The following is a 521-nucleotide window of genomic DNA, read 5'->3' on the forward strand; positions in this document are numbered from 1 at the left end:
GCTCAAGCGCGAGACCGCCCGTCTCGAGCGCCTGGGGACCGAGCGTCCTGGCTTCGTAGAGAAGCCAGCTGCACCAGTCGAGGGGGAGGTGTCGCCACCGGCGCAGCCGGCTGCGCAGGCGGTGGAACAACCCCTCCGCACGGAGGCCGAAATCAGCCTTGCTCTCGATACTGTTCGCGTAAGGACAGAGAACGAAGCTGTCCGTGAAACCCGTCAGGCAGACACGTCAACGCAAACCAACGAGAAGCCGTTCGACGGTGGCGGCAGCGATCACGCCTATCGCACACAGTCCGAGGCCGGTGCAGCGCGGCGCGCGGAAAACGCCGTCGAGCTTGATCCGAAGCAACCAATACCGACCGATATCAATCAGTCGCCACAGGTCGAACGCTTGGCRCAGGAYCAAKCCGAACTCCTMAAGGAAAAACGGGAAATYGAGAARGTCGAGACRCAAAAGAAGACACACCGGCAAAAGCAATAGATGCTCTACCTGTCCCGATCGATTTTCCTCTGCCGATTGGGAC

General features: G+C 60.5%; 1 protein-coding gene. It reads left to right on the top strand.

Features of this window, described 5'->3' with window-relative positions; translation table 11 throughout:
• The coding region (locus tag ACXJ5O_RS29500; protein ID WP_457302992.1) for a hypothetical protein at positions 1 to 478 on the top strand (478 nt) is incomplete at its 5' end.
• Positions 479 to 521 lie beyond the last annotated feature (43 nt).

The organism is Phyllobacterium sp. P5_D12, from assembly GCF_054049495.1.